The organism is Vibrio sp. R12-SW3-ISO1, from assembly GCF_059834005.1.
The window spans coordinates 1-22,198 of record NZ_JCBDGK010000052.1 but is presented as its reverse complement, the minus strand read 5'-3'; the positions used below and the strand labels follow the sequence as shown (position 1 = coordinate 22,198).

Annotated in this window: 17 protein-coding genes; 10 read left to right on the top strand and 7 right to left on the bottom strand. The window is 50.4% G+C overall.

Translation table 11 applies throughout. The features are described 5' to 3' along the window. Positions 1-11 precede the first annotated feature (11 nt). Together AC6R0R_RS16885 and rnm are read right to left on the bottom strand one after the other, a co-directional pair. A complete protein-coding gene (locus AC6R0R_RS16885) occupies positions 12-632 on the bottom strand; it encodes an L-threonylcarbamoyladenylate synthase (protein WP_334552436.1) in 621 nt (206 codons plus the stop codon). A gap of 45 nt (positions 633-677) precedes the next feature. Continuing rightward, positions 678-1,541 carry an RNase RNM gene (gene rnm, locus AC6R0R_RS16880; protein WP_500627566.1) on the bottom strand — a complete coding sequence of 288 codons (864 nt, stop codon included), beginning with the start codon at positions 1,539-1,541 and terminating at the stop codon, positions 678-680. 126 nt (positions 1,542-1,667) lie between these two features. On the opposite strand from rnm, the gene AC6R0R_RS16875 reads away from it, so the two are divergent. From AC6R0R_RS16875 to AC6R0R_RS16840, 8 genes are all read left to right on the top strand, one after another. Beyond that, positions 1,668-1,832, top strand: a complete 165-nt coding sequence (locus AC6R0R_RS16875; protein WP_500627565.1) for a hypothetical protein — start codon at positions 1,668-1,670, stop codon at positions 1,830-1,832. Between the two features lie 165 nt (positions 1,833-1,997). Next, positions 1,998-3,560: an anthranilate synthase component 1 gene (locus tag AC6R0R_RS16870; protein WP_500627564.1), complete on the top strand. Its 1,563-nt coding sequence runs from the start codon at positions 1,998-2,000 to the stop codon at positions 3,558-3,560. Positions 3,561-3,564: 4 nt separating this feature from the next. Beyond that, positions 3,565-4,155, top strand: coding sequence for an aminodeoxychorismate/anthranilate synthase component II (locus tag AC6R0R_RS16865; RefSeq protein ID WP_500627563.1), 591 nt, complete (start codon positions 3,565-3,567; stop codon positions 4,153-4,155). Positions 4,156-4,171: 16 nt separating this feature from the next. Next, positions 4,172-5,170, top strand: a complete 999-nt coding sequence (gene trpD, locus AC6R0R_RS16860) for an anthranilate phosphoribosyltransferase (RefSeq protein WP_500627562.1) — start codon at positions 4,172-4,174, stop codon at positions 5,168-5,170. Between the two features lie 12 nt (positions 5,171-5,182). Then, positions 5,183-6,622 carry a bifunctional indole-3-glycerol-phosphate synthase TrpC/phosphoribosylanthranilate isomerase TrpF gene (gene trpCF, locus AC6R0R_RS16855; protein WP_500627561.1) on the top strand — a complete coding sequence of 480 codons (1,440 nt, stop codon included), beginning with the start codon at positions 5,183-5,185 and terminating at the stop codon, positions 6,620-6,622. A 40-nt stretch (positions 6,623-6,662) separates the two neighbouring features. After that, the gene (trpB, locus tag AC6R0R_RS16850; protein WP_500627560.1) at positions 6,663-7,853 is read left to right on the top strand and encodes a tryptophan synthase subunit beta; all 1,191 of its coding nucleotides are present in this window, start codon (positions 6,663-6,665) and stop codon (positions 7,851-7,853) included. Beyond that, on the top strand, positions 7,853-8,659 hold the full coding sequence (gene trpA / locus AC6R0R_RS16845) for a tryptophan synthase subunit alpha (RefSeq protein WP_500627559.1): 807 nt from the start codon (positions 7,853-7,855) through the stop codon (positions 8,657-8,659). The genes trpB and trpA overlap by 1 nt, the downstream gene beginning before the upstream one ends. Before the next feature lie 338 nt (positions 8,660-8,997). Then, positions 8,998-10,254 carry a dicarboxylate/amino acid:cation symporter gene (locus AC6R0R_RS16840; protein ID WP_487901184.1) on the top strand — a complete coding sequence of 419 codons (1,257 nt, stop codon included), beginning with the start codon at positions 8,998-9,000 and terminating at the stop codon, positions 10,252-10,254. Between the two features lie 53 nt (positions 10,255-10,307). Here the strand turns inward: AC6R0R_RS16840 and AC6R0R_RS16835 are convergent, their stop codons facing one another. From AC6R0R_RS16835 to AC6R0R_RS16815, 5 genes are all read right to left on the bottom strand, one after another. Continuing rightward, on the bottom strand, positions 10,308-10,874 hold the full coding sequence (locus AC6R0R_RS16835; RefSeq protein WP_500627733.1) for an isochorismatase family protein: 567 nt from the start codon (positions 10,872-10,874) through the stop codon (positions 10,308-10,310). 195 nt (positions 10,875-11,069) lie between these two features. Continuing rightward, a complete protein-coding gene (katG, locus tag AC6R0R_RS16830; RefSeq protein ID WP_500627558.1) occupies positions 11,070-13,244 on the bottom strand; it encodes a catalase/peroxidase HPI in 2,175 nt (724 codons plus the stop codon). A gap of 326 nt (positions 13,245-13,570) precedes the next feature. Further along, positions 13,571-14,053 (bottom strand): outer membrane beta-barrel protein, encoded by a 483-nt coding sequence (locus AC6R0R_RS16825; RefSeq protein WP_500627557.1) that lies wholly within the window; start codon positions 14,051-14,053, stop codon positions 13,571-13,573. A 147-nt stretch (positions 14,054-14,200) separates the two neighbouring features. Continuing rightward, entirely contained in the window at positions 14,201-18,124 is a 3,924-nt protein-coding gene (gene hrpA, locus AC6R0R_RS16820) for an ATP-dependent RNA helicase HrpA (protein WP_500627556.1), read from the bottom strand. 125 nt (positions 18,125-18,249) lie between these two features. Further along, positions 18,250-19,593: a MipA/OmpV family protein gene (locus tag AC6R0R_RS16815; protein ID WP_500627555.1), complete on the bottom strand. Its 1,344-nt coding sequence runs from the start codon at positions 19,591-19,593 to the stop codon at positions 18,250-18,252. Positions 19,594-19,709: 116 nt separating this feature from the next. Here AC6R0R_RS16815 and AC6R0R_RS16810 point away from each other — a divergent pair, with 116 nt between their 5' ends. Then, complete coding sequence (locus AC6R0R_RS16810) at positions 19,710-20,093, top strand: VC1380 family protein (RefSeq protein WP_500627554.1); 384 nt, start codon at positions 19,710-19,712, stop codon at positions 20,091-20,093. Beyond that, positions 20,086-21,990, top strand: coding sequence for an alkaline phosphatase D family protein (locus AC6R0R_RS16805; protein ID WP_500627553.1), 1,905 nt, complete (start codon positions 20,086-20,088; stop codon positions 21,988-21,990). The genes AC6R0R_RS16810 and AC6R0R_RS16805 overlap by 8 nt, the downstream gene beginning before the upstream one ends. Positions 21,991-22,198: the final 208 nt, after the last annotated feature.

Below are 22,198 nucleotides of genomic sequence, written 5' to 3'. Positions count from 1 at the left end.
CGTTTTTTTGATCACTCAAACGGCTGCGGATCTCCTGCGCCAATGCGCGCGATGACTGGGTCACCATCACTAAAATCGACCACTGTGGTGGGCTGTTCGCCTAGGTATCCACCGTTGAGGATCACATCCACTGCATGCTCTAACTTATCACGAATGTCTTCCGGGTCTGACTCAGTGTGCTGGTTGCCCGGCAAGATAAGCGAGGTCGACATCAAAGGCTCGCCTAACGCTTCGAGTAAATCCAGAGCAATGCGATTATCAGGGACACGGATACCGATGGTTTTTCGCTTTGCGTTCATCAAACGGCGTGGGACTTCTTTCGTGCCTTTGAAGATAAAGGTGTACGGACCTGGCGTATTGTTTTTCAACAAGCGGAAGGCGGTGTTATCCACTCGAGCATAGAGTGACAACTCAGAGAGATCTCGACACAGTAGTGTAAAGTTGTGCTTCTCGTCCAAACGGCGAATTTGACAAATACGTTCAAGTGCCTGTTTGTTTTCAAGTTGGCAGCCAAGCGCATAACCAGAATCGGTAGGGTAAACCACAACCCCGCCGTTACGAATGATGGCGACCGCTTGGGTAATCAAGCGCGCTTGCGGGTTTTCTGGGTGAACATAAAAAAACTGGCTCATAATAATCCTCAATATCGAGTCTCACGACTCTATAACACATCATGTTTAGTCTTGGCCAGTAAGGTCATCAGTGAGCGATAAGCCCCACTCTTTCCATACTGGTTCGACGCCAGAAGGCAGCCATAGATTGCGCCCCAGTTCCATCCAAGGAGAAGGATAATGGAAGTCGCTGCCTTGGGAAGCTAATAGTTTGTATTGTATAGCATAATCGGCCAAATTGCGTCTTTCTTGTTGGCTTTGTTGTGGCTGAGCCACTTCCATCGCATCGCCGTTGGCTTCCACAAACGCCGACAACAACCGTTTTAGCCATTTGGCCGTTAAGTCATAGCGACCGGGGTGAGCGAGCACCGCTTGACCACCCGCAGCGTGAATGGCCTCTACCGCCTCAGACATTGAGCACCAACTGGGCGGCACGTAGCCGGGATTACCGCGTGTTAGATATTTTTTAAACACCTGTTGCATCGTCTTCGCAAAACCATTATCCACTAACCACTTGGCAAAATGCGCGCGAGTGATGGGCGCGTCGCCCGCGATGGCACTCACGTCTTCAAATATGCCTTCGCGGGTCGCTTTTTCTAAACGCTGCGCAATGAGCTGCGCTCGACCGACACGGTGCTGCTGCTGTTGCTCAATCAACTGGGTTAGTGACGAGGCATAAGGATCAATATTCAACCCGACAATATGAATGTCTTTGTTCTGCCATACGGTCGAGATCTCGATTCCATTGATTAAGGCAATGGGCAGCGCTTGCTCTTTGATGTAGGCGCGGGCAGGTGCGAGCGCCTCAACCGTATCGTGGTCAGTGATCGCCAATACGTCAATGTTAAAGCCTAGCGCTCTGTCGATCAGTTCAGTGACGCTGAGTCGACCGTCTGAGGCAGTGGTATGGCTGTGTAAATCAATTCTCATATTTTCATTTTTTTGGTTGACTTTTTATCTTTGCACTAGTTAACTAGTACACAAATTCAGAGTCGTTGAGTTAGCTCGCTAACCGGCAAAACGTTAAGGCGCACTATTTTTTAGTCAAGGCACACTATGTTACAAGAAATTAACCTAAATCAGAATGTGAAAGTGATCGCTACCGATGCGATTGGCGTTCTGGTGGATACGATTTTTTGTTTGCCAACCACGTTTGCAACGCACCTTGTGGTGTGGTGGCGCACTTGGCTACAGGCTAAGTGGGCAGTTGCACGTAAGTAATCGATTCTTCATCGTGTCATAGCCCGCTCCAATGCGGGCTTTTTGTTGTTTACAATTCTGGTTTAAGTGTTTAAAGAGTAGGCATTTTTCGCCAAATCTCGATTGGGTAAACCGATGCTTTATGCCACTATGGCACCAGGATATAAGAATGAATAAGGAGGTCTTGTGAACAAGGCCATTGAAATTAAAAAGCTAGGTCAACTTGATATCATTCAAGCCAGTGCGCCGTATGCCAAAGACCCGACGCAGCTTTTCCACACCTTGTGTGAGTACAAAACAGATAGCCTGCTGCTTGAATCGGCAGAAATCGACTCGAAGCAAAACCTGAAAAGCTTGCTGATTGTTGACTCGGCAGTGCGCATCGTCTGTATGGGCCACAGTGTTACCTTCACTGCTCTCACAGCCAACGGCGAGCACCTACTTAACCATCTTCGCCACAATATTCGTGACACGATTCGACACCAAGCGACCCCAACCACGCTGACGCTGCATTTTGAGGCACCGTGCGACACACTCGATGAGGACTCTCGTCTGTGCGAAGCATCGTCGTTTGATGCGTTACGTTTGATTCAACATAGCTTCGATCTCAAAGCGCACGATCAGCACGCGCTGTTTCTTGGCGGTTTATTTGCCTATGACTTGGTCGCCAATTTTGAGCCACTCGGTGATGCAACCCAAGCCAACCAATGTCCTGACTACGTCTTCTATGTGGCTGAAACTCTGTTGGTTGTCGACCACCAACGCGAAAGCTGCGAACTTCAAGCGACCCTATTTGCCAACGAGAGTGAAGCGCCGACGCTGCGCGCTCGTCTTGAGGCAATCAAAACTCAGTGCCAAGCACTAAAACCTTTGCCTGAGGCAAAAAAATTGGCTCAAGTCGATGCCGTACCAAGCGTCAGCGATGATGATTTCTGTCAGACCGTTCGAGATCTCAAAGAGTACGTCGTTAAAGGTGATGTGTTTCAAGTGGTGCCGTCACGCCGATTTACCTTGCCCTGCCCTTCACCACTGGCGGCGTACAAAGCACTTAAAGAGAGCAACCCAAGCCCTTACATGTTCTACATGCAAGATGAACTCTTCACTTTGTTTGGCGCCTCACCTGAAAGTGCATTGAAATACGAAACCCACACCAACCAGGTCGAGATTTACCCTATTGCCGGCACCCGCCGTCGCGGTAAACGTGTAAACGGCGAGATTGATTTTGACCTCGATAGCCGAATTGAACTGGAGCTGCGCACAGACAAAAAAGAGAACGCCGAGCACATGATGTTGGTGGATCTGGCGCGCAACGATGTCGCTCGCATCAGTGCAGCGGGGACACGCCACGTCGCCGATCTCCTCAAAGTGGACCGTTACAGCCACGTGATGCACCTCGTCTCACGCGTGGTGGGCCAACTGCGCAGCGACCTTGATGCGCTGCACGCCTACCAAGCGTGCATGAACATGGGCACCCTCACTGGCGCGCCTAAAATTCGCGCTATGCAATTGATTCGCGATGTCGAAGGCGCCAGGCGCGGCAGCTATGGCGGTGCCGTCGGCTACCTAACTGGCGAAGGGACGCTCGATACCTGTATCGTTATTCGCTCGGCCTACGTTGAGAATGGTATTGCACAAGTCCAAGCGGGGGCTGGTGTGGTGTTTGATTCCGACCCACAAGCTGAAGCTGACGAAACCCGTGGCAAAGCACAGGCGGTGATTGCCGCTATTCAAGCGGCTCATAAGGAGTAATCTCATGGCGAACATCGTATTTATTGATAACTTCGACTCCTTTACCTACAACTTGGTCGACCAATTTCGCTCACTAGGTCACTCCGTCAAAATTTATCGCAACCACATTGCGGCCGAGGTAATTGAGCAAGCCGTTCATCAACTCGACAACCCTGTGGTGTTGCTGTCACCTGGTCCGGGGGCGCCGTCCGAAGCAGGCTCAATGCCAGAACTGATTACACGCCTAAAAGGCCAAGTACCGATGATCGGCATTTGCCTTGGCCACCAAGCGATTGTTGAAGCCTATGGTGGCGTGGTGGAAGGTGCGGGAGACATCGTTCATGGCAAGGTCTCCATGATGTCACATCAAAAGCACGCGACCTACGCAAACTTACCGTCACCGCTCGCCATCGCTCGTTACCACTCTTTAGTGGCCACCAAGGTGCCTGAGACGTTAACGGTCACGGCAGAAGTGGATGGCTTAGTGATGTCAGTGGTTCAAGAAGAGGATAAAGTGTGTGGATTCCAGTTCCATCCAGAGTCGATTATGACGACTTATGGCGCCACACTGCTCGCCAACGCGATTGACTGGGCACTTGAGAAACAACACGGATAAGAATTGGAGAAGCACAATGGAAGCCATCATCAACAAACTGTATGACCAAATCTCACTGACACAAGCTGAAAGCCAACAGCTGTTCGATGTCATTATCCGTGGCGAACTGGATCCGATCTTAATGGCCGCAGCGCTAACGGCACTGAAAATCAAAGGGGAAACACCCGATGAGATTGCTGGTGCGGCCAAAGCTCTGTTGGCGAACGCCAATCCGTTCCCACGTCCAGATTACGATTTTGCCGACATTGTCGGCACCGGTGGCGACGGTCACGACACCATCAATATTTCGACCACCGCAGCATTCGTCGCCGCCGCGTGTGGGCTAAAAGTGGCCAAACACGGCAACCGCAGCGTTTCGAGCAAATCTGGCTCATCAGATTTACTCGACTCGTTTGGTATCAATCTCGCGATGAGCTCAGAAGAGACTCGTAAAGCGGTAGATGAACTCGGCGTCGCCTTCCTGTTCGCGCCGCAATATCACGGCGGCGTGCGTCATGCGATGCCGGTACGCCAAACGATGAAAACTCGCACCATCTTTAATATTTTAGGCCCACTGATTAACCCAGCCCGCCCCAACATCGAGTTGATGGGCGTGTACAGTGAAGAACTGGTTCGTCCTATTGCGGAAACCATGTTACAAATGGGAATGAAGCGCGCGGCCGTGGTGCACGGCAGTGGCTTGGATGAAGTGGCCATTCATGGCCCGACAACGGTGGCTGAGATCAAAGAGGGGCAAATCATCGAATACACCCTCACTCCTGCGGATTTTGGCTTAGGTGAACACCCGCTAGAGGCGATCAAAGGTGGCTCGCCACAAGAAAACCAAGCCATCATTACCGATATGCTCACCGGGAAAGGCACAGAGGCGCAACTCGGGGCGGTCGCGGCAAACGTTGCGTTGTTGATGCGCTTATTTGGCCACGACGATCTCAAAGCCAACACTCAACAAGCCATCGAGGCAATGAATTCCGGTAAAGCGTTTGAGCTTGTTCAACGCCTTGCCGCCCATGCTTAAGGAATAGAGACCATGACTGACATCAACACACCTTCAACGGAGCAACTCTCCGAACACGTCTCACAACAAGAAGCACAAATGGCGGAAGTGCTGGCTAAGATCGTACGTGATAAGTACCAGTGGGTCGCAGAGCGCAAAATCGCCGAGCCTCTGAGCACATTTCAGTCAGAACTCGAGCCTTCTGATCGTAGTTTTTATGACGCGTTAAGCAGTGAACAGACGGTGTTCATTACCGAATGCAAAAAGGCCTCACCATCGAAAGGGCTGATCCGCGATGATTTCAATCTGGACTACATCGCCTCTATCTACGACAAGCACGCCAATGCTATCTCGGTACTGACCGATGAGAAATACTTCCAAGGCAGCTTCGATTTTCTGCCTCAAGTGCGCCGCCAAGTGAGACAACCCGTGTTGTGTAAAGACTTTATGGTCGACAGCTACCAAGTCTACTTAGCTCGCCATTACAGCGCGGATGCGGTTCTGCTGATGCTCTCGGTCCTTAATGATGAGCAATACAAAACGTTAGAGTCGGCGGCTCATAGCCTCAACATGGGCGTTTTGACCGAGGTGAGCAACGAAGAAGAGTTGCACCGCGCTGTTCAGTTGGGCGCCCGTGTCATTGGCATCAATAACCGTAACTTGCGCGACCTGAGCACCGATCTTAGTCGCACGAAAGCACTGGCGCCGACGCTGCGCGAACTTGCGCCAGACGCCATTATCATCTCGGAATCAGGCATTTATACCCACCAGCAAGTCCGTGTTCTGGCCCACTACGCCGATGGCTTTTTGATTGGCAGTTCTTTAATGGCTGAAGAAGATCTTGAGCTGGCGGTGCGCAAAGTCACCCTAGGTGAAAACAAGGTGTGTGGCCTCACTCACCCTGATGATGCCGCCAAAGCGTATCAAGCTGGCGCCGTGTTTGGCGGGCTGATTTTTGTCGAAGCGTCTCCACGTTATGTAGACCTTGAAACTGCACGATTAACCATGAGCGGTGCGCCTTTGCGCTATATCGGCGTGTTTCAAAACCAGCCGCTTGATAGCGTCACTGAGCGCGTACAATCCCTCGGTTTAAGCGCGGTGCAGCTACACGGCGATGAAGATGAGAACTACGTGCGCGAGCTGAAAGCCGCACTGCCAGAAGGGGTTGAGATTTGGAAAGCGTACGGCATTAAAGATTCGCTCCCGACGCTTATCGATAAAGGAGTGGATCGTCATCTGTTGGACACCAAGGTGGGCAGCCAGACAGGCGGCACCGGCCTTGTGTTCAACTGGTCACTGATTGACAACCCTGAGCGCATCATGCTCGCCGGTGGAATCACCCCATTTAATGCCCAAAAAGCGGCCTCACAGGGCTGCCTCGGATTGGATCTCAATTCAGGGGTAGAAAGCGAGCCGGGTAAAAAAGATCAAGAGAAGCTGCAACAAGCGTTTGCAGCCATTAGACATTACTGATTGCGCGAGCAATCGCGACAACATAGATAGGAATTACATCATGGCAAAACTCGACGCCTACTTTGGTGAATATGGCGGTCAATATGTCCCTCAAATCCTAGTCCCTGCACTTGAACAACTTGAGCAAGCCTTTATTGACGCGCAGCAGGATGATGACTTTCGCAGTGAGTTTATGTCTCTGCTGCAAGAGTACGCAGGACGCCCAACCGCACTCACCTTAACGAGCAACCTCACCAAAGGCACCAAGACAAAGCTGTACCTGAAACGTGAAGATTTACTTCACGGCGGCGCGCATAAAACCAACCAAGTGTTGGGTCAAGCTCTGCTCGCCAAACGCATGGGTAAAGACGAGATCATCGCCGAAACAGGCGCGGGTCAACATGGGGTCGCCACCGCGTTGGCCTGCGCACTGCTTGGCCTTAAATGTCGCGTCTACATGGGGGCAAAAGATGTCGAACGTCAAAGCCCAAACGTGTTTCGCATGAAATTGATGGGCGCAGAGGTGATTCCCGTCCATTCTGGTTCATCGACATTGAAAGATGCGTGTAATGAAGCGCTGCGTGACTGGTCGGGCTCTTACGAAACCGCGCATTACCTCTTGGGTACGGCGGCAGGCCCGCACCCCTTCCCGACCATTGTACGTGAATTCCAGCGCATTATTGGCGAAGAGACCAAGAACCAGATTCTTGCCCGCGAAGGGCGCTTGCCTGATGCCGTGATTGCCTGTGTAGGCGGCGGTTCAAACGCCATCGGCATGTTTGCAGATTTTATTGAAGAAGAGAGCGTTCGCCTCATCGGTGTGGAACCCGCAGGCAAAGGCATCGATACGGACCAACACGGCGCACCGCTCAAACACGGTAAAACCGGTATTTTCTTTGGCATGAAAGCACCTCTGATGCAAGACGAGCACGGACAAGTCGAAGAGTCCTACTCAGTATCGGCTGGCTTGGATTTCCCATCGGTTGGTCCTCAGCACGCGCACCTCAATGCGATTGGCCGAGCGGAGTACGACAACGTCACTGACGACGAAGCCCTTGACGCTTTCCAAGAACTCGCTCGTCATGAAGGTATCATTCCTGCGCTCGAGTCCTCGCATGCCCTCGCTCATGCGCTGCGAATGGCGCGAGAAAATCCAGAAAAAGAACAGTTGTTGGTCGTCAACCTATCCGGTCGTGGGGATAAAGACATTTTCACTGTGCACGCCCTATTAGAAGAAAAAGGAGTGATCTAATGAGCCGTTATCAAAACATGTTTGCGCGACTCGCTGAACGTAACCAAGGCGCATTTGTCCCCTTCGTCACAGTCTGTGATCCAAACCCAGACCAATCCCTGCGCATAATGCAGACCCTTGTCGAATCAGGTGCGGATGCGCTAGAGCTTGGCTTTCCGTTTTCAGATCCGCTGGCCGATGGCCCGACCATTCAAGGGGCCAACATTCGTGCCCTTGATGCCGGTGCGACACCCGATCTCTGTTTTGAGCAAATCGGCAAGATTCGAGCGCAATACCCTGAGCTACCGATCGGTCTGTTGATGTATGCCAACCTCGTCTACGCACGCGGTATTGAGCATTTTTACCAACGCTGTGCCCAAGTAGGCATTGATTCGGTATTGATCGCCGACGTTCCCACCAATGAAAGTGCTGAGTTTGTCGCCGCCGCGGAGAAATTTGGTGTACACCCGATTTTCATCGCCCCGCCGACCGCTAGTGACGAAACGTTGAAGCAGGTGGCTAGCCTGGGTGGTGGTTATACCTATTTGCTCTCACGTGCTGGGGTCACCGGTGCAGAAACCAAAGCGAATATGCCCGTTGATCATATGCTGGATAAACTGCGCCAGTTCGATGCGCCACCGGCGTTACTCGGTTTCGGTATTTCGCAGCCTAGTCAGGTCAAACAAGCGCTCGATGCCGGTGCAGCAGGCGCGATCTCTGGGTCGGCCGTGGTAAACATCATCGAAACAAACCGCGAAGATTGTGAAAAAATGTTAACGGAACTCGCCACTTTCACTCGCGAGATGAAAGCGGCCACACAACGCTAACCCCTTTCCGTTTTACTTTCTATGAAGTCGGTTTCTCATTTTCGTGAGAAACCGAACATTTCATTAACAAAACAAACAACCCCTCCAATCAATCATTCCAGACCAAGTTATTCGCCAAGTCATTATATTTACCATTAAACCGAAACAAGCAAACGTTTGCTTTGTTGTGAAAACTTGTCGTTTATCAATAAATTTGTATTTTATTCCTCCGATCACTCCCTCCGACTATTGCCAATTGTAAAAATTACGTGTAAAAAACCTCACGATATTATTATCCAAAGATAAGTTTTCACTTAGAGGGTAATTCTAGGATTTTATAATTTATTAGCACAGAGGTTATGGAAGTGTTAAAAGAAAAGAGTTTGCTAAGCAACATCGGCGTGCAAGTCGTGATTGCAATGATCGTTGGTACTGCCGTTGGTGCCATGATGGGTGATGGTGCGACAGTATTTGCGCCTCTTGGTGCCATCTTTATCAACCTAATCAAGATGCTCGTGATCCCATTGGTCGCTGTGGCATTGATCTCAGGGGCTGCGGGTCTGGGCAACAGCTCAAATGCGGGTAAAGTGGGCATCACTACACTGGCCTACTTCGGCCTGACCTCTGCCGCTGCCGTTGCCCTCGCTTTGGTAATGGGTGAAGTCTTCAAACCGGGTCTAGGCGTTGATGTCTCTGGTGTTGAAGGCATGTTCTCAGCTGAGTATGCTTCAAAGGGTGAACTTCCAACTTTCTGGGCAACCGTCACTGGTATGATCCCAACCAACGTTTTCCAATCACTCAATGATGCGAACATCCTTCAGATCCTTGTGTTCTGTCTGTTCTTTGGTATTGCGATTTCGAAGCAAGCGAAAGAACGCCGCGAACCTATCATCAACGGCGTAAACTGCATTGTTGACGCGATGGTTTGGATGATCAACAAAGTGATGATCATCGCTCCTATCGGTGTATTTGGCCTGATGGCTGAAGCAGTCGGTACGTTTGGATTTGGCGCACTCATGGTGGTATTCAAACTATTCGTTGTTTACGTTGCCGCGATTCTTATCTTCGGTTTCATTGCCTACCCGCTGATGGTTCACATCTTCACGAAGACATCTGCGAAGAAGTTCCTAGTTGCAATGAAGAAGCCACAAGCCGTTGCACTATCTACCGCCTCTTCTATGGCAACACTACCCGTCACCATGGACACCGTGGAGCACGAGCTGGGTGTGAAAAACTCAACGGCATCATTCGTACTGCCGCTAGGTGCGACCATCAACATGTCTGGTAACGCCATTTACTACGGCTTGGTGGCCATCTTCTTCGCACAACTGTTCAATATTGACCTATCGATGGGTGCATACATTGCGATCATCGTCACGTCGACCTTAGGTGCAGTTGGCCAAGCGGGCGTACCGGGTCCATCATTCCTTGTGGTTGCTGTCCTGCTTGCGGCTGGTATTCCAATCGAAGGTCTACCACTGCTGTTCGCTTTAGACCGTATTTTTGACATGATTCGTACTGCGCTTAACATCACAGGTGATGCAGCGTGTGCGGTTATCGTTGATGCATTGGTTGAAGAAGAGAAACAGCAAGAGCTGCAAAAGCAAGAAGCTTAATCGCAAGCCACTCGCTATTCATTGTCCAACGGCCTCATTACGAGGCCGTTTTGTTATCTGGGAGATTGCCGGTTGGAGAGTAATTTCACCAGGTTTAATAGCGCTTTAAAGTCAGGGGCTCGGCAATCTTTCACCAGTTCATAGAGCGCCATTTCCACGCTAGTCAGCGCTATACCGCTTCGCGCTATCTTCTCTAACGCCAACTGCTTGTTGCTCATCGTTCGCGATGATGTTGCGTCCACCACAAGATGAGGCTCCCATCCTAAACGCTTAAGCCCAAGCACTGTTTGATAGACGCAAATGTGCGTCTCTATGCCACACACTAACCACTGGGTTCGAGCGCTTTGATTGAGAGCCTCCACCACCGCTGGCTCAGCATTGGCGTCAAATGTCCATTTTGCCAATGGTTGATGCGGAGTTAAGGCGGCTTGAAGCTCAGGCGTGGTCTTACCCAATTTATCTGGGTGTTGCTCGACCCAGACAATAGGCAGCGCCAGCGTTTTTGCTGCTTCGACTAAGGCGAGACAATGGGCTATCAGCGAATCACTCTCTTGTACAAGACGCGCTAACTCACCTTGCACATCGATGATCAGCAATCCCGTGGTCGCCTTGTTTAACATCAGCGGTAGTTGATTAGTCATGCCTGTTCCTTATCGGTTCGAGTCACTCACATGGCACCACTGTGACCCATTTTGCTCATGATTGGAAACCTCTTTGATCACACTATTCACTACCCCTCAACCTCTCGCAAAAAATCCGCCACAAAAAAACCGCTCCGAAGAGCGGTTTGTGAAACCTAGATTAGATAACAAGAGTTACGCTAAATCAAAACGATCCGCGTTCATGACTTTGGTCCACGCAGCGACGAAATCTTTGACCAATTTTTCTTGGTTGTCGTCTTGTGCGTACACCTCTGCGTAAGCGCGCAGGATAGAGTTAGAACCAAAGACTAAGTCAACGCGTGTGGCCGTCCACTTAGTTTCGCCTGTCTTACGGTCATTAATGTGGTACAGGTTGCGACCTTTCGGCTCCCAGCTGTAGGCCATATCCGTTAGATTAACGAAGAAGTCGTTGGTCAGTGCTCCGACACGGTCAGTAAACACACCATGCTCAGTACCAGCGTGATTAGTGCCAATAACGCGCAGACCGCCAAGCAGTACTGTCATTTCTGGCGCGGTTAGGCCCATCAACTGAGCTCGGTCGAGCAGCATTTCTTCTGGGTTCACCACATAATGTTTCTTCTGCCAGTTACGGAAACCATCCGCTAAAGGCTCCAGCACGTCGAAAGACTCCACATCTGTCATCGCATCGATCGCATCACCTCGACCCGGTGCAAATGGAACAGGTACATTGAACCCAGCCGCTTTAATCGCTTTTTCAACACCGACATTACCGGCAAGTACGATGGTATCCGCAACACTAGCGCCAAACTGCGCAGCAAGCGGTTCTAGCACAGCCAGTACCTTGGCTAAACGCTCAGGCTCGTTGCCTTCCCAGTTATTTTGTGGAGCAAGACGGATACGCGCACCGTTTGCACCGCCACGGTTATCCGAACCACGGAAGGTACGAGCGCTATCCCAAGCCGTTGTCACCAATTCACTGACGCTCAGGTTGCTTGCTTCGATCGCCGCTTTCATACCCGCAACATCGTAGTCGGATTTCCCTGCTGGGATTGGGTCTTGCCAAATTAAATCTTCCGCTGGAACATCAGGGCCAAAGTAACGTGCTTTCGGACCAAGATCGCGGTGGGTTAACTTGAACCATGCTCTAGCAAATACTTCATCGAAATAGGCAGGATCTTTGTGGAAACGTTCAGAAATCTTACGGTACTCAGGATCCACTTTCAGCGCCATGTCAGCGTCTGTCATCATTGGATTGTAACGTTTTGATGAGTCTTCCACATCGACCGGCTTATCTTCTTCTGCGATATCCACCGGCTCCCATTGCCACGCACCAGCTGGGCTCTTGGTGAGCTGCCACTCATACTTAAACAGCAAATCAAAGTAGCCGTCGTCCCATTGGGTTGGGTTAGTTGTCCAGGCACCTTCGATACCACTGGTCACTGTGTTGCGACCAATGCCACGCGACTTATGGTTCATCCAGCCCATGCCTTGCTCTTCAAGACCTGCGGCTTCTGGATCTGGACCAAGCTCGCCCGCGTCACCGTTACCGTGCGCCTTACCGACGGTGTGTCCACCTGCCGTCAGTGCCACTGTCTCTTCATCGTTCATCGCCATACGCGCAAACGTCACGCGCATATCTTGAGCGGTTTTGAGTGGATCTGGGTTACCGTCGACCCCTTCTGGGTTAACGTAAATAAGGCCCATCATTACCGCAGCCAATGGGTTTTCAAGATCACGCTCACCGGAGTAACGGCTATTCTCTGAGCCAGATGGCGCTAGCCACTCTTGCTCGCTACCCCAATAGATGTCTTTTTCTGGGTGCCAAATGTCTTCACGACCAAAGGCAAAACCAAAGGTCTTAAAGCCCATTGATTCATACGCCATATTACCGGCAAGAATCATCAAATCCGCCCAGCTGATTTTGTTGCCGTATTTGCGTTTGATTGGCCAAAGTAACCGACGTGCTTTGTCTAGGTTGGCGTTATCTGGCCAAGAGTTGAGTGGTGCAAAGCGCTGGTTACCGGTCGAACCGCCCCCGCGACCGTCCTCGGTCCGGTAGCTACCTGCTGAGTGCCACGCCATACGAATCATCAAGCCACCATAGTGTCCCCAGTCTGCAGGCCACCACTCTTGGCTGTTGGTCATCAACGCTTTTAAATCTTGTTTAAGCGCTTCTACGTCGAGTTTTTTGAGCTCTTCTCGATAGTTGAAATCCGCGCCGAGAGGATTCGTTTTGCTGTCATGTTGATGCAAGATGTCTAGGTTCAACGCCTTTGGCCACCACGCGACATTGGATGAACTGGCATCGGTATGGCTACCGTGCATTACTGGGCATTGACCAGCCCCTTGAGTGCTTTGATCTTTCATTGCTTATCCCTTTCTTGCTTTTATGTATTTGTTCCTAAACCACATCTATGTTGGCAGGGGCACTGAATACCCTATTTGATCTAAATCAAAAACACAGCCTGACGTTGTGTAGGAATTGCTTGAATTGACACAGGAAGCATAGAAAAGATTTGTCTATTTCACGAGGTTATTTCGCCTATATATTCAATCGTCAAAACCTATGGTTTTAAGTTATGCCGTTTTAAGAGTACGACAAGTCCAAAAGAAAACAGAAAGTATAACAACAAAAAAAGCGGCCAATTTGGCCGCCTCGATCATTGGGTCATTAAAGACTGGATAAACAAAGATTATAGGAAGTTCAACGACGCCGTTAGCGAGAACACGCCCATGTCTTCTTTATCCATTTTGTAGTTCTCATATTTGGCACCGACAGTGAGCGGGCCAAAGATTTGGTAATCCGCACCCACACCAAGCATGATGTCGTAGCCATCATCTTCTAGTGCTGCGTTGCTTGAAGATTGCTCCCAAGAGTGCACGCCAGCTTTACCATACACTTGAAGGGGACCAAGATTGATGCTTGGTTTTGCCGCAAAGTAAACGTTGTCAAGTTTGACCTTTGAAGTACCCGTCTCAAACTCACCAAGATTGTTGTAGCCCGCCTCAAGGCCAATAAAAGGCAAAATACCCGTACCGACATGAACATTGTACGCCGTTGAACTATCTCCTAAGAAATCCGAGTTACCGACTGAAGCGCCGCCGTAAATCCATGAGTCTGCTGACGCGTTCGCTGATGCCCCAATCAAAGCGAGCGCTAGTAGTGTTTTTTTCATAATTAACCTTCTCTCGTTTAAAAAGGTAATGGAGAGTAGCAAGCGGCAATCCATTACCTGTCAATCGTCAAAATACCGTACCGTGATTAAATCTAAGCAAGTATTATGCCTACCTATTCACTGCTTAATCGTACTCGGTAAGTAACCTTAGATATCATCTATCGCATTCTTCACCCGTTTGTCTGACACCGGGTAAGGCGTACCCAATTGCTGAGCAAAGTAACTGACACGCAGCTCCTCTATCATCCAGCGGATCTCTTTAACGGACTCAGGAATAGCCATCCCTTTAGGGATCTTATTGAGCAGCTCCTTGTAATCATTGGTCACTGACTCAATTTTCAGCATATGCAGCCTATCTTTATTCGGGTCGATGGGCAGTTTTTCCATCCGACGTTCAATCGCTTTCATGTAACGCAAGATGTCTGGCAATCGCTTCCAGCCGCATTCCGTCGCAAACCCTTTGAAGATCAACCCTTCGATTTGCGCTTTGATGTCTGATAAAGCGAACGCCATCGTAAAGTCGATTTTGCCTTTGAGCTTTTTGTTGATGTTAAACGCGGTCGTTAATATTGTTTCGACTTGCTTGGCGATATCCACGACCGTGTCGCCAAGCTCGCCGCGTACATGCTCTTTCAGCTGCTCAAACTTCTCAGGCTGCCACACCAAACCGCCCTGCTCTTCAATGAGCTTATCGACGCCACACGCGATGCAGTCGTCAATCAAGTCCATCACTTTGCCATACGGGTTAAAGTAGAGACCGAGTTTCGATTTGTTGGGCAGATTGGCGTGCAGATACTTAATCGGCGATGGCACATTGAGCAAAATCAAACGGCGCTGACCCGCTTGCATTGCTTGAATCTGCTCTTGCTCGGTTTCAAATAGCTTGATTTCTACGCTGTCTTTGCCATCAATGATGGCAGGGTAAGCTTTGACATCATACCCACCCCTCTTCTGCTGGTAGACTTTTGGCAGTTCACCAAAACTCCACGTGTGCAGACCTTGCTGTTCGATATCATCATCGGCCACTTTCGATAACGTCTCTTGCACCTGCTCTTTCAGGCTCTCTTTGAGCGCATGCAAATCGCTGTTCTCTTTCAGTTTACGGTTGCGATGATCAACCGCGCGGAACGTCACTTTCAAATGATCAGGGAGCTGAGCAAGATTCCAATCTTCACGTAACACTTCCACACCCGTCATGCGGCGCAGCTCTTTTTCCAATGCATCGAGCAGTGGCAGCTCCGTCGGCGTCACACGGGCAAGAAAGGCATCCGCGTAGTTGGGCGCGGGGACAAAGTTTTTCCGCACCGTTTTGGGCAAGGATTTAATCAGGCTGACAACCAACTCATGGCGCAGACCAGGTATTTGCCAGTCAAACCCCACGGGTTCCACTTGGTTCAAAATCGGCAGTGGAATGTGCACAGTGACGCCGTCACTATTCTCACCGGGCTCGAACTGATAGCTCAATTTGAGTTTGAGACCATTTTGATACCAGAAATTCGGATAATCGAGCTCAGTCACATGGCTCGCATCACCTTTGAACAGCATCTCTTTTTCGAAATTGAGCAGCTCAGAGTTCTCTTTTGCCGCCGCTTTCCACCAAGTATCGAAATGGCGCCCAGAAACGACGTCCGTCCCCACACGCTGATCGTAAAAATCAAACAGCTCATCATCATCGACCAAAATATCTCGTCGACGTGACTTGTGCTCGAGCTCTTCCACTTCTTGCAGCAGCTTACGGTTTTGCTTGAAGAAAGCGTGTTTGGTTTCCCACTCTCCCTCAACCAATGCGCTGCGAATGAAGATTTCGCGGCTGACCGCAGCATCAATCGTTCCGTAGTTGACTAAGCGCTTGGGTACAATAGGGATGCCATACAGCATCACTTTTTCATACGCCATGACCGCTGCGCGTTTCTTCGACCAATGAGGCTCACTGTGGCTTCGTTTGATTAGGTGCTTCGCTAGAGGTTCCACCCACTCAGGCTGAATCTTGGCAATAATGCGGCCCCAAAGTTTGGATGTTTCCACCAGCTCGGCAGAGACAATCCACTTAGGTTGCTTTTTGAATAGGCCAGAGGCAGGAAAGATATGAAAACGCGCATTGCGCGCCCCTTGGTACTCATTCTTCTCCTGATCTTTCATACCGATATGAGACAATAGCCCCACTAGTAGTGCACTGTGCACCCCTTGGTAACTCGCAGGCTCATCATTGAGTTTTGCATCCATCTCTCGCATTGACTGATGCAGTTGGAAATAGACATCTTGCCACTCACGAATTCGCAAGTAGTTGAGATAGTCCTCTTTACACTGCTTACGGAACTGGTTGCCCGTCAATTTTTTCTGCTGCTTTTGGATGTAATCCCACAGGTTAACGAAGGTCAGAAAGTCCGATTCTTCATGGAAAAAGCGGCGATGTTTATCATCGGACGATTGCTGTTTGTCGCTTGGGCGCTCCCTCGGATCTTGAATGGAGAGCGCAGAGGCAATCACCATCACCTCTTTGAGTGCGCCATACTTCGGCGCTTCCAACACCATACGCGCCAAACGTGGGTCAATCGGCAAACGGGCCAATTGACGCCCAGTCGGAGTAAGACGTTTTTTCGGATCTTTGGCTTTTTCGTTGATCGCCCCGAGCTCTTCGAGCAAACGCACACCGTCTTGGATGTTGCGCTTATCAGGCGCTTCAACAAATGGGAAAGCTTCGATATCACCAAGACCCAGAGCCGTCATCTGCAAAATGACCGACGCTAAGTTGGTGCGTAAGATCTCAGGATCGGTAAACTCTGGGCGAGAGTTAAAATCCTCTTCTGAGTAGAGGCGAATACAGATCCCCTCTTCCACACGTCCACAACGACCCTTACGCTGATTGGCGCTGGCTTGTGAAATGGGCTCAATCGGTAAGCGCTGAACTTTGGTGCGGTAACTATAACGACTGATGCGCGCCGTACCAGGATCAATCACGTATTTGATGCCCGGTACCGTTAGCGAGGTTTCCGCGACGTTGGTCGCGAGCACAATTCGACGCCCTGCGTGAGGTTGGAAAATTTTGTTCTGCTCACCTGCGGACAATCGCGCGTACAAAGGCACAATTTCGGTACTTTTCAGATTGCGCTTAGCGAGTGCGTCCGCGGTGTCGCGAATTTCACGCTCACCGTTCATGAAGATCAAAATGTCGCCGAGCCCTTCATCGCACAGCTCATCCACCGCATCAAAAATACCTTCAAGCTGATCACGATCGCTTTCGTCTTCACCGCTCAGTGGGCGATAGCGCGTCTCCACTGGGTAGGTTCTACCAGAAACTTCAATGATCGGAGCCTGGTTGAAGTGCTTTGAAAAACGCTCTGGATCGATGGTCGCCGAGGTAATGATGATTTTCAGATCTGGGCGCTTTGGCAACAGCTCTTTCAGATAGCCGAGGATGAAATCAATGTTCAGACTGCGCTCGTGCGCTTCATCGATAATGATGGTGTCGTATTGATTGAGAAAACGATCGTGTTGAATTTCAGCCAGCAAAATACCGTCTGTCATCAACTTGATCTGGGTGTTGTCAGAAATCTGATCGTTAAAACGCACTTTGTAGCCGACAAACTCGCCGAGCGGCGTTTCCATCTCTTCAGCAATACGGTTCGCTACTGAGCGCGCTGCAAGACGACGGGGCTGGGTATGGCCAATCAAGCCATACTGACCACGGCCAAGCTCGGCACAAATTTTAGGCAACTGAGTCGTTTTACCTGAGCCGGTTTCACCGGCCACAATCACGACCTGATGCTCAGCAATCGCCTTCGCGATGTCGTCTTTCTTTTGACTGACCGGCAGCTGCGCTGGGTAGTCGATAGTCGGCGTGTGTTGCGCTCGCAGCTCGGCCTGCATGATAGACTTGGCCATATCGAGTGCGATGTCATCAAACGCGGCATGACGCGCCGCGTCCTTTTTGATTTTACTTGCCCCGCTGATGCGTTTACTGAAACGAAAGCGATCGCGAAGCATACACTGCTCCAACGCCTTACGTAATTGAGCGGGTGAATTCACTTGCGCGGCTGGCGCGCTCTTTTTATCTGGCTGTGACGAGGTCAAAGCATGTCCTATTTTGTTACTGTCGATAAAACTGCGCGGATTGTATCACAACTGTGTGGCGACGCGCCCGTAGCAAACATACTGGGCGCGTGACAGGGAAAAGGAGGCGCTAATACGCCGACTCATTAGAACTCGTATTGCAGATACACGGTATTGTAATTGCTGCCACCTTTAATACGACCATACTGAGAGGCTTTTTCGAAAATGGCGCTGCGATGATGCAGAGAGTAGCCAAACCAGAGACGTTTCAGGTCGGTATTGCCGAGCAATGCCCCCACATTGACATCAAATGAGAAATCAAGATAGTTGAGAAGCTTGCTGGGTTCTCTATCTTTACGTTCCATTTCTGCCCCCTCAATATGGGTTATGCTGTCAATGTACGACATCCCCTCCGCGACGCCAAAGCGCCATTGCGTTGGCCAGTTGAACGTGTAGTAGGCTTTGATCGCCGCGACGTATTCGGTTGACGCCGATTGTACGTCCGATGACCAGTGGTGAACGATCCCCGGCGTTAAATAAATATCCAGTTGCAAGCCAAACAACTCATCCGTTAAGGGATGGCCATAAAACAGCGACGTCAACTGGTTGTTATCAGGATCTTTTTCCGCATCAAAACGGAAGATTTCACCTATATTCGATGGTGTCGCCCAACCGTGTGCGACGCGAAGATAACGATGGTTATTCAGCTCAGACTTTGGCGCGCGTGCTTGATCATTAAAAAAGCCAAAGCCGAGAAACAGCTCGCCTTGATAGCGGTCTTGGACAATATTGGCCTGATAGGCATTGTCATCAAGGCGCGTCACACTGGTCTCACCCAAAAGATAGAGATTCGAGATCACATGATAACGGGCACTCATGCCCACATTCACATCAACGCCTGCCCCGACCGTCTCGCCGCTAAACTCGGACATCGCGTAGTAGTAGCTGTTGAAGTCAGCGTCTTTGTAGCGCACTTTGGCATACGGTGACCATTGCCAATCACCCGACTGATACTCCCCTTTAAACGTCAGGTTGGCGTAAAAGCGAAAATCGGAATCCGCCATTAACTCGGTATTCATTCGCCATTCATCATTGATCGTATATTGTGCTTGTAATCCGGCGTCTAGCGTGTCGGTAATAAGCTGGTTTTGCTTTGAGGCAGGGACGTCGACAAATCGCAAGCGCATCAACGCATTAAGTTGCCATTGTTCGCTGTCGTCACGCCAAAGATGCGCCCCGCCTTCAGTGCCATCGATGTAAAAGGTGTCGCCGCTAAAAAACAGCATAGGAATGAAGGTGTTGACCGATTGATCGCCAGTCGTCGTATCAAATGGGATGGACGCCGTACGCACCATGGCTGCAATGCCCCACTGCTGCTCACTTTGCGTAACCGGTTGAGAGGCGTCTGCATGAGCAGCACTGATGCCGACTAAAGTGAGCGCTGCGGTGCAGGGAAACGAGCGCCAATGAAGAGATGAGGTTGTTGCCATTTTGTATCCAATATTGATTGAACCACACAATTTGTCGCCAATCAGTGTGCTTAGTACTTATGTTTGAGCGCGGTTAGCCGCTAGAATAGCTATATGATCTCTTAAATCGAACCATTGTGAAAGCATCTGAACTAAAGAAACTTCTAAGTGCGTTACCTCAAGGTGACGACCCAGACATCGTCACCGGCGATGAGTGGTTACCCGAGCAACTCCTCGACACTCACGTTGACGGTGATCTGCTGTTTATGCATTTTGATACTGCACCTGATGAATCCTCCGGAGAGGAAGAAGGGCGAGGCTTTGTCGAGCACGAAATTGATCTCATTCGACAACGCTTAGGCTCGCTACTCAATGAGCCTAGCGATAGCGAAAGCAAAATCGATGCACTGCTGACTTTGGTCTTGATGGCGCATGAGCAATCCAGTTCAGAAGTGATAGAGCGACTCGAAGACCCCGAGCTGGCACCCGAGCCATCAAACCCCAAAGAGAGTGATGAGTAAAGAAACGACACTACCCTACCTCATTGCAGGCCCTATCCTGCGCAAAGCGACGCCTGAACATCTAGTGTTTTGGTTGGTAACCTCTGCCCCTTTGCACGGCTCTTTTGAGCTCTACCAGCAAGGGCAACCGCTATTGAAGGATTCACTCAGTCAGTGTTCATCGATTCGGATAGGCGAATACGCGTACGTGACCTTGGCACATTTTCGCGGCCATTTCCCAGCCAACGAAACACTGAGTTACGACTTTGTCACCCCTCACGGTGGCCTGGCTGAGCTGGCGCCTTATTTGCTCTATCCCGGTGAGACCCGCTTACACTTTCACCTGTCGACCCAAGCAAACTACGTTGTGCATGGGTCGTGCCGAAACCCACATCACCCCAGCGGTGATGCACTGGTGGCAATGGAAGCGAAAGTGTCTGCCCAATCACCTGAAGAGCGGCCAGATTTGCTGATGATGGCCGGAGACCAAATCTACGCCGATCATGTTGCAGGGCCGACATTAGATGCCATTGATCAAGTTATCGATCTGCTCGGTCTGAGAGGAGAGACGTTTGAAGGGGCCTGTGTTGACAATGACAAAGCGCTGCGCCGACACACTCATCACCTTTATGGCCGAGAGCACATTTTGCCCACCTACCACCCAGACAAGCGCTGGTGGCACGCCTTTTTTAAGCCCTCTGAGCAGCCTGTTTTCAGCGCCACGGGGGCAGAGAACCACCTGATTGCCTGCGCGGAATTTATCGCGATGTACCTATTGGTGTGGTCGCCCGTCTTATGGCGACATGTGGATCGAGAACGCCTCAACAAGCCTAACACTGAGACGGAACTACCGACCATTCCCGAGCAATGGCAAACCACGTTTGAGCAGGAAGCCCACGTCATGGAGGCGTTTGTGGAGGGCTTGCCCAAGGTAGCACGGCTGTTGGCTCATATTCCCACTTACATGATTTTCGACGACCACGATGTCACCGATGATTGGAATTTAACCGTCGGCTGGGAATATCAGGTCTATCAGCACCCCTTTTCCAAACGGATTATTGGCAACGCGCTGATCGGCTACTGGTTGTGTCAGGGTTGGGGCAATGAGCCCGACCATTTTGACGCCGAGTTTATCAGTCTAGCGCAGCGCTATTTTGAAGACCCCGTCCCCCAGAATCACGATGCTTTTATCGCGCATTTGCTCAGTTTTGAGCAGTGGCATTACACCATTGACACCTCGCCAAAGGTTTTGGTGCTCGATACCCGTACCCGCCGCTGGCGCTCGGAATCTAGGATGAACAAACCGTCAGGTTTGATGGATTGGGAAGCGTTGATGGAACTGCAACAAGCCTTGCTCCATCAAGAAAAAGTGATCATCGTTTCTCCTGCACCTATGTTTGGCGTTAAATTTATCGAAACGCTACAACGCATTGTTACCCTATTAGGTAAACCTTTGATGGTGGATGCGGAAAACTGGATGGCGCACCCGGGCAGCGCCAACACCTTACTGAGTATTTTCACTCATACCCAGACGCCGACCAACTTTGTTATTCTCTCTGGCGATGTGCACTACTCTTTCGCTTATGACATAGAGTTGCGCTTTCGTAAAAATAGCCCACACCTTTATCAGTTCACCTGCAGTGGCTTTAAGAGCCAGTTCCCAGAGCCCTTGTTGGCGATCTGCGATCACGCGGACAGACTGCTCTATTCACCGCGCTCGCCACTCAACTGGTTTACCAAACGTAAGCGTTTGAAGGTTCGTAAACGTGATCCTGATTGCCAGGGACTGCGCAGACTGATTAATGCCAGCGCGATTGGCGAGCTCCACCTCGATGAAAAAGGCGCCCCCAAATCGATCGAAATTTTGACGTCTGAAGGCAAGCGCATCGCTTTTCCACCCATAACGCCATCCCGTTAATGACCCGACTTCATCCACTAGGTGCTCTTAGGTGGCGTTAAGTAAGGATTGTGTAAAGAGGCTTGTGATCGCCGTCAATCATCACTATGTATATATCATATCGAATGTATTGAGGTCACAACGATGATGAATGCGCTATCTAAACTCTTTAAGCAATTGGTGGAAGGCAAAGACTTAGGAGAGCAATCAAGCCAAGATCCGCATCTTG

What these genes read in the sequence shown, in the direction of transcription:
- AC6R0R_RS16885 (WP_334552436.1), bottom strand. Translation starts at nt 632, where the DNA reads ATGAGCCAGTTTTTTTATGTTCACCCAGAAAACCCGCAAGCGCGCTTG.
- rnm (WP_500627566.1), bottom strand. Translation starts at nt 1,541, where the DNA reads ATGAGAATTGATTTACACAGCCATACCACTGCCTCAGACGGTCGACTC.
- AC6R0R_RS16875 (WP_500627565.1), top strand. Translation starts at nt 1,668, where the DNA reads ATGTTACAAGAAATTAACCTAAATCAGAATGTGAAAGTGATCGCTACC.
- AC6R0R_RS16865 (WP_500627563.1), top strand. Translation starts at nt 3,565, where the DNA reads ATGGCGAACATCGTATTTATTGATAACTTCGACTCCTTTACCTACAAC.
- trpD (WP_500627562.1), top strand. Translation starts at nt 4,172, where the DNA reads ATGGAAGCCATCATCAACAAACTGTATGACCAAATCTCACTGACACAA.
- trpCF (WP_500627561.1), top strand. Translation starts at nt 5,183, where the DNA reads ATGACTGACATCAACACACCTTCAACGGAGCAACTCTCCGAACACGTC.
- trpB (WP_500627560.1), top strand. Translation starts at nt 6,663, where the DNA reads ATGGCAAAACTCGACGCCTACTTTGGTGAATATGGCGGTCAATATGTC.
- trpA (WP_500627559.1), top strand. Translation starts at nt 7,853, where the DNA reads ATGAGCCGTTATCAAAACATGTTTGCGCGACTCGCTGAACGTAACCAA.
- AC6R0R_RS16840 (WP_487901184.1), top strand. Translation starts at nt 8,998, where the DNA reads ATGGAAGTGTTAAAAGAAAAGAGTTTGCTAAGCAACATCGGCGTGCAA.
- AC6R0R_RS16835 (WP_500627733.1), bottom strand. Translation starts at nt 10,874, where the DNA reads ATGTTAAACAAGGCGACCACGGGATTGCTGATCATCGATGTGCAAGGT.
- katG (WP_500627558.1), bottom strand. Translation starts at nt 13,244, where the DNA reads ATGAAAGATCAAAGCACTCAAGGGGCTGGTCAATGCCCAGTAATGCAC.
- AC6R0R_RS16825 (WP_500627557.1), bottom strand. Translation starts at nt 14,053, where the DNA reads ATGAAAAAAACACTACTAGCGCTCGCTTTGATTGGGGCATCAGCGAAC.
- AC6R0R_RS16815 (WP_500627555.1), bottom strand. Translation starts at nt 19,593, where the DNA reads ATGGCAACAACCTCATCTCTTCATTGGCGCTCGTTTCCCTGCACCGCA.
- AC6R0R_RS16805 (WP_500627553.1), top strand. Translation starts at nt 20,086, where the DNA reads ATGAGTAAAGAAACGACACTACCCTACCTCATTGCAGGCCCTATCCTG.